Annotated in this window: 3 protein-coding genes and 1 rRNA gene; 3 read left to right on the plus strand and 1 reads right to left on the minus strand. The window is 55.6% G+C overall.

Annotation, left to right across the window (positions count from 1 at the left end; genetic code table 11):
- The first annotated feature begins 24 nt into the window (after positions 1 to 24).
- Complete coding sequence (locus KGZ89_09645; GenBank protein MBS3975106.1) at positions 25 to 2,445, plus strand: U32 family peptidase; 2,421 nt, start codon at positions 25 to 27, stop codon at positions 2,443 to 2,445.
- A gap of 65 nt (positions 2,446 to 2,510) precedes the next feature.
- Here the strand turns inward: KGZ89_09645 and KGZ89_09650 are convergent, their stop codons facing one another.
- Complete coding sequence (locus KGZ89_09650; protein MBS3975107.1) at positions 2,511 to 5,126, minus strand: PBP1A family penicillin-binding protein; 2,616 nt, start codon at positions 5,124 to 5,126, stop codon at positions 2,511 to 2,513.
- 163 nt (positions 5,127 to 5,289) lie between these two features.
- On the opposite strand from KGZ89_09650, the gene KGZ89_09655 reads away from it, so the two are divergent.
- Both KGZ89_09655 and KGZ89_09660 read left to right on the plus strand, forming a co-directional pair.
- Positions 5,290 to 6,501: a tyrosine--tRNA ligase gene (locus KGZ89_09655; protein ID MBS3975108.1), complete on the plus strand. Its 1,212-nt coding sequence runs from the start codon at positions 5,290 to 5,292 to the stop codon at positions 6,499 to 6,501.
- Positions 6,502 to 7,098: 597 nt separating this feature from the next.
- Positions 7,099 to 7,344: ribosomal RNA gene (locus KGZ89_09660) — 16S ribosomal RNA — on the plus strand; the annotation flags it as partial.

Below are 7,344 nucleotides of genomic sequence, written 5' to 3' on the forward strand. Positions count from 1 at the left end.
TTATGTTGCCGAATGGATGAGAAAATGAGCCATAAAACGCACTGGCGACCAGAGTTACTCGCGCCCGTTGGAGATCCTACCTCGTTGAGGGCAGCTATCAATAACGGCGCTGATGCCGTTTACCTCGGCCTTGACCGGTTCAACGCAAGGCTGGGGGCGCAAAACTTCTCGGCGGAAGAGCTCTCCGAGGCGATTGATCTTGCGCACCTGCATGGTGTTCGTGTCTACATTACTGCAAATGTTGTCATTTTGCCTGATGAGATGGCCTCAGCGCTTGCGCTTGTCGATGAGATTTGGAGCATGGGCGCTGATGCGATAATCGTGCAAGATCTCGGTTTGGCCAGCGTGATCAAATCCGAGCTTGAAGACGTTCGCTTGCATGCGTCAACTCAGATCGGGGCTCACAATACCCCAACGATTGCGGAGCTAGGGCGTGCAGGGTTTTCGCGAGTCACTTTGGCGCGTGAGATGGCGCTGGGTCAGGTGAGTCGCCTGGTCGCTTCGACCGATCTTGAGGTGGAGATCTTTGCGCACGGCGCGCTGTGCGTCTGCTATTCAGGCCAGTGCCTGATGTCATCGATGATTGGGGGTCGCTCGGCAAACAGGGGACGCTGTGCCCAGCCATGCCGCCTGACTTACCAACTGGAAGACGCCAAGAGTCGAAAGGCGCGCAGCCCAGGAGCGCACCTGCTATCCACGAAGGATCTTTCGACGATAGAGATGCTTCCAGATTTGATCGCGACCGGTGTGAGCTCTCTCAAAATCGAGGGCAGGATGAAGGCTCCCGAGTATGTGGCGCTTGTCACGGGCGTCTATCGTCGCGCACTGGACAGGGCGATCGCCGATCCAGAAGGGTTTGAAGTCTCGGCCGCGGAGAAATCGATTTTAGCCGAGGCGTTCAGCCGGGGATTTTCTTCGGCGTATCTGACAGGAATTCGCGACAACACCATGATGAGCTTTACCCGCCCCAACAACCGAGGTATTCCGATAGGGAGAGTGGGGCAGGTCAGAGCCGGCAGGACCCAAATCAAGCTCGATGTTGCGATGGATATTGGTGATACCGTTGAGGTGTGGACCGGTAGAGGCCGCCACGTTGCGAAGATAGGATCTATCGAGATTGCCGGACAGCAAGCGACAACGGCTCCGGCCGGCTCGAGCCCCTTTGTGGATATCGGCGCCTCGGTTTCGCAGGGTGATCGAGTGTTTCGCGTGGTGAACGCCGCCCTTCAGCGCGCGGCGCGGCGCACGTTTACCAAAACAGATGGCACCTTTGGCCCCCTCGTCGACTTTCGAGTAAAGGCGCTCACCGGTCATCCGTTGCATGTTTCAGCGACGCACGGCAGCATTGAGGTCGCTGTAGAAGGCCCGGTGGTCGAGCGGGCACGCACAAAACCAATCACTCCCGCCGAGATCACCGAGCACGTCGGGCGGTTGGGCGGTACGCCTTTCCGCCTGGGGTCTGTCAGTGTCGATCTTTCCGCCGAGGCAGGGCTTGGTTACTCAGCGCTTCACCGGGTGAGAAGAGAGGCTCTTGATGCCTTGAAGGTGTCGCTGCTAAAGCCCTGGGAGGGGCGTCAGCGCATCTTTCCTGCTGTGCTAAACCCCAGTCGCACTCGCCCGAAAAGCGATGTCCCTCAAATTGTTGTGTGGACAACCAGCCCTACAGTGGCCAAAGCGTGCCTTCAGGCGGGGGCCAACCGGGTCATTATGGCGGGCACGCAGGATCACGCTGTCACGAGACAGATATCCTCGGCGGCACTCGAGCTACCACGCATCGCGCACGATGAAGAGATCGCCGATATCCTAGATTTGGCAGCCGAGTATCCCAGCGTCGTTGCCGGTAACCTCGGCTTGATCCCGATCTTGTCGCAGAGAAGTGTAAGCGTTGAGGCGCACTGGAGCCTTAATGCCACCAATGCGCACAGCGTCGCGGCTCTCGCAAAATCCGGGGCTTCGTTTGCTTGGCTCTCGCCGGAACTTTCCGGGCGTCAGATCGCTAGTATCGCGCATAATGCCACAATTCCGGTGGGTATTTCAGTTTATGGATATCAGGAGGTCATGATTACCGAGCATTGCGTTTTGATGTCGATCGGTGATTGCTCAAAGCGCTGCCACTCCTGTCGCAGACGTGAAGAGCGATACTTTCTAAAAGACGCGAAAGGCTACTCTTTTCCAGCGATCACTGATGCGACCGGCCGGACACGTATCTATAATTCGGTACCGCTTGATTTGACAAGAGCTATACCGGAAATTATCCAGGCAGGCGTGGATGCCGTTCGATTGGACTTTATACATGAGAACGCTCAGCGGGCCGAGCGCATCACGGCGCACTTCCGCGAGATGCTTATCGAGGGGTTCTCCGGCAGATCGAAAGCTCATGCGTCAAAGCTGCCGCACCTGGCGGAAAATTCGACTAGCGGGCAGTTCTTTCGAGGCATCGGCTAGAGCGCTTATGCTCGGCCAAAGATGCTTTCAGGCACCAGCGAAGCAGATCAAGGGCGACCGTGATCCTATCTGATTGTGATGTTTCTGGTTGTGGAGGTCGTTTGATTTCTGTTATCGGTCACCCATAGGGTCACCGAGTAAGAGCCCGGCGCGGCGTACGTGTGTGTCACCTGCCTTCCGGTCAACTTCTGCCCATCGCCAAACTCCCATTGAAATGACGTTATGGTTCCATCGTCGGAGGAAAGTGCGGCATCGAAAGTGACCGCCTGGCCGATTGCTCCTTCAGCAGGGGAGGTGAACCTCGCGACAGGAGGTCTGTCTGATCGGCCGCCGTCCGAGACGACTATGGTGACCACAGTTGCCGTGGTTCCGATTGAGCTACCCTGTGGGTTCTGGCTGGAAACTATGCCGGCCGGCACCCCACGGACGTCCTGTTCGACGACTTCGAAGGGGAGTAGTGCCCTTCTAAGCGCAGAGATCGCATTTTCTTTGGTCATGCCGATGAGCTCGGGTATCTCAACTTGAACCGGACCGGTGTGCTGCTCACACCCATCGGGCAGGTGCTCGGTGAGGTAGAGACTGGTGAAAGAGTTGGGGCACCACTGACCGGCTCTTTGACCGGTGTCAGAGCAGATACTTATCTGGGACACACCCTCGGGCCTTGCGAACTCCTTTACCTCCAGCGGCTCATGCGCGGCCTTCATGAAATCTGCCCATATCCGGGAAGGAATCGAACCACCTGTGATGTTTCGGCCGCGGGAATCTTTCATCTCTCTGGCCGCCTCGGGGTGACCGACCCAGACGGCGCATACGATCTGCGGGGTATATCCAACGAACCAGGCGTCACGGTACTCCTGGGTCGTTCCTGTTTTGCCTGCTGCCGGTCTGCCTATCCTGGCTGCAGTACCGGTTCCTCTCGTCAGGACTCCCTTCAGAATGTCGGTCGTCAGGTAGGCCACCTGCGGTGAGATGGCGGCAGTCCTCGAGGGCTCTGCCGAGAAAAGCGCTTCCCCCTCGGCATCCGAGACGCGCTTTAGCCCAAAGGGGACTGCGCTGGTTCCGCCGGCGGCCAGCGGTATGTACGACGCGGCCATTTCAAGCGGGGAAACACCAACATCCAATCCACCAAGTGCAATCGCCGGCACGGGCTGTGTCTCTTGAACAATGCCCATTCGCTTGGCAGTGTCGAGGACCTCTTCTGCTCCGATGTCCAGGATCAACTCAGCGAATATGGAGTTTACGGATTTTTCGGTAGCCTGCCTCAGTCGCATTGGTCCGCCTGGCGCTGCGCCTGTGACATCCCAGGTCTCCCCGTTGGGAAGCTGAAACGAAGCCGGACCAGACTCGAAAACCTGCTCAGTGCCGACTCCTTCCTGTAGCGCCGCTGCCAGCACAAATGTCTTGAAGGCTGACCCTGGTTGCCTGCGTCCTTGGACCGCCACGTTAAACTGTTTGGTCTCGAAGTCCTTGCCGCCGACCATCGCCAGAATCTCACCGGTTGAAGGATCGACCGCCACTAAGGCCGCGGATGGTCCGTCCGGTTGCTGAAGGTGGTTTGCGACTGCCGCCTCGGCAGCACGTTGCAAGCGCATGTCCAGCGTGGTATCTATCCTGATGCCACCTCGAAATACCAGCTCCGAGCCGTATCGTTCTGTGATTTGAGCTTTTATGTACTCGACAAAGTAGGGTGCCTGCGCATCGTTATCGGGTAGACCGGCGGTTTCAGTCGGCTGCGCCTGTGCGGCTTCGAACTCGGCGTCATCTATGCGACCCTGATCGAGCATCTGCTTCAGCACCGTTGAGCGTCGATCGTTCGCGTCTTCCGGATTCAGGTATGGCGAGTAGCGGCCCGGGGATCTGATAACTCCCGCCAGCATCGCCGATTCCGCAAGCCCAAGTTCGGTTGCGGGCTTTCTGAAAAACACTTGAGCGGCCGACTCTATGCCGTAAGCGCCGTGACCAAAGTAAATGGTGTTCAGATACAGCTCGAGTATCTCTTCTTTGGTGAATCGACTCTCGATCTGGTAGGCCAGGACTGCTTCCATGAGCTTGCGTCTCAAAGTTCTTTCCGGTGTGATGAGCGCGTTCTTCACGTATTGTTGAGTGATTGTCGATCCGCCCTGTACCTCATCGGAGGTGAGCGTGACCCAAAGAGCCCGCAAGATGCCTCTCGGATCAACACCCTCGTGCTCGAAGAATCGCTGGTCTTCAGTGGCGAGAACCGCGTCCTTCAGGTCTTGCGGGATATCGGCAAAGGGAACGTCTGTGCGGTTTTGCTCGGCAAATAGCTTGGCGAGAACCTCACCGTTTCGATCGTAGATTACCGAGGTCTGATCTCTTCCTTTTAGCGGATCGCCCGGGTCGGGTAGATCCCTCAGTATGGAGGCGTATGTGACCCCGCCGGCAATGACAGTCAATGTAATGAGGGTCAGCAGCCCGAGAAGCGCTACCCTTAGCAGCCGCTTGCGGCCCGTGAGCCGACGTCGCGCGTCAGGCTTTTTTGCGGGGCGCCCTGGAGACGCACTTCGCTGCCGAGCACTTGCGCGAGGTGGTTTTGGATGCTTCGCCGTCGGAGATGGTTTACCGGATGCAGCTTTGACCGGTTTCTTTCTGGGTCGAAACTGCGGGTTTCGGGCGTCTTTCGACTGGCGCGAGCGGTTTTTATCGTTTCTATCGTTCATCGGTTCCAAAGAAAGTCAGGTCAGCCCTGTTAGTCACATATATCATGTTAGTATGACGCGAAATGCTAGATGTTGATAGTTGCCCACCACATCAGGTTACCTGGTTGTTACGATGGCGACAAAGTGAAACCAGACGTCGCCCCTAGGAGGTTGCAGTTCGATTATGCTCTCACCTGAAGATCAGTTGCGTCAAATTCGCAGTGGAGTCGCCGAGATTGTACCGGAGCGGGTACTTGCATCGAAGCTCGCCTCTGGAAGGTCGCTCACGGTCAAATTGGGCGTCGATCCAACCGCGCCCGATCTTCATCTCGGCCATGCGGTTCCGCTAAGAAAGTTGCGTCAATTTCAAGACCTAGGGCATACGGTTGTATTGATTATCGGCGATTTTACCGCGCTTATCGGCGACCCTTCGGGGCGTAACACCATCCGACCCCCTTTGACTGAAGCGCAGATCGAGGAGAATGCAGCTACCTATATCGAGCAGGCGTTCAAAGTGCTAGATCCCTCATCGACTCAGGTTCGACGCAACTCTGAATGGCTCGCTCCACTCAACTTTGCTGACATATTGAGACTCTCAAGCATGTTCACGGTTGCCAGATTGCTTGAACGAGACGACTTCCAGAAAAGATTCAGGGAGGGTGTCGGGATATCACTTCACGAGATGCTTTATCCGTTGGCTCAGGCGTACGACTCGGTGGTAATCAAGGCCGATGTTGAGATCGGCGGCACCGATCAACTCTTTAATCTTCTCGCCGGTCGCGAGCTTATGGAGCGCCATGGAATGGAGCCTCAGGTGTGCCTGACCCTGCCCCTGCTCGAAGGGACTGACGGGTCTCAGAAGATGAGCAAAGCCTACGGAAACTATATAGGATTGACCGACGAGCCTGCTGAGATGTTCGGGAAAGTGATGTCGATCCCCGACGAAATCATGTTCAAATACTATCGTGCGTGTTTGGCCTTGCCTGCCGAAGATGTGGAAAGCATCGAAAAAGGACTTGCCGCGGGCGTCCTGCATCCAAATACAGTCAAGAGACAGCTCGCCAAGGGAGTAGTAGCTATCTACCATGGGGATGATGCCGCAATAGGTGCCGAGGAATCTTTCGATCTGGTTTTCAGGCGACACGAAATCCCACAGGATGTGCCTATTGTTGAGGTCGATTTGGCGCAGGAGATTCACGTCCCAGCTCTTCTTGACTTGCTGGGAATGGCTACATCGAGAGGAGAGGGGCGAAGGCTCATCGATCAAGGAGGCGTCAAAATCAACGGCGTCACCTTGTCGCCGACGTCGTACAACATCGAAGGCAGCGCAATTGAAGGTGGCGTAATCCAAGTAGGTAAACGCAAATTTGTTAGGGTTGTAAGTAAGCAGGGTTGACGCTATCGCCAGTGATACCGTGCTCCAGCTTTGGGGGCAGCGTATTTTTCACTTAATTTCTTGCATAACCTGCGAGATGGTGGTAACCTACTTTGGCCGCTTCTTCCAAGAGAATCGGGTTCGGATGTCGTCGATCGGATACCAATCAGGTAGCGCTATGTATTGATGCGATTCGCATCGGCAACGGCTTTGCTGTCGTAAGCGCTTCCTGGAGATTTCCGGGAAGCGTTTTTGATGAATCCAAGATTATTTTGGTGAAACGGGAAAAATTCCTTGAATTGGGTGTTGACAGTGTCAAGGACGATGCGTAGAGTGTCCATTTGCCGCCGGAATAGATCGGGTGGCTAAGACGAGAAAAAGCGCAGGATAAATACTGTTTTCTCGTTGGACTGAACCTTGAAAACCGGATACTGTGACAAGCCAGAAGGTTCGCGAAAGCGAATCAAATAACTTGTCGGTCGTAAGGGTCCGTCAAATGACCAAACCGATCGACTAAATTGATCCGGTGATCATGCACCCCCGTGTGTGAGAAGCTGGATCGATCCGGATAGACCGGATCTCACTTCCGAAAAACGTGAACTTCGGTTCATGTAATTTTCTACGGAGAGTTTGATCCTGGCTCAGGATGAACGCTGGCGGCGTGCTTAACACATGCAAGTCGAACGATTAAAGCTCACTTCGGTGAGTGTATAGAGTGGCGAACGGGTGAGTAACACGTGGGAAACCTGCCCCTTTCTTCGGGATAACTTCGGGAAACCGTTGCTAATACCGGATACTCCGGGATGGTCGCATGGCCGACCCGGGAAAGCTTTATGTGGAAAGGGATGGTCCCGCGGCCCATTA

This window comes from Actinomycetota bacterium (assembly GCA_018334075.1).
Taxonomy (GTDB): domain Bacteria; phylum Actinomycetota; class Coriobacteriia; order Anaerosomatales; family UBA912; genus JAGXSC01.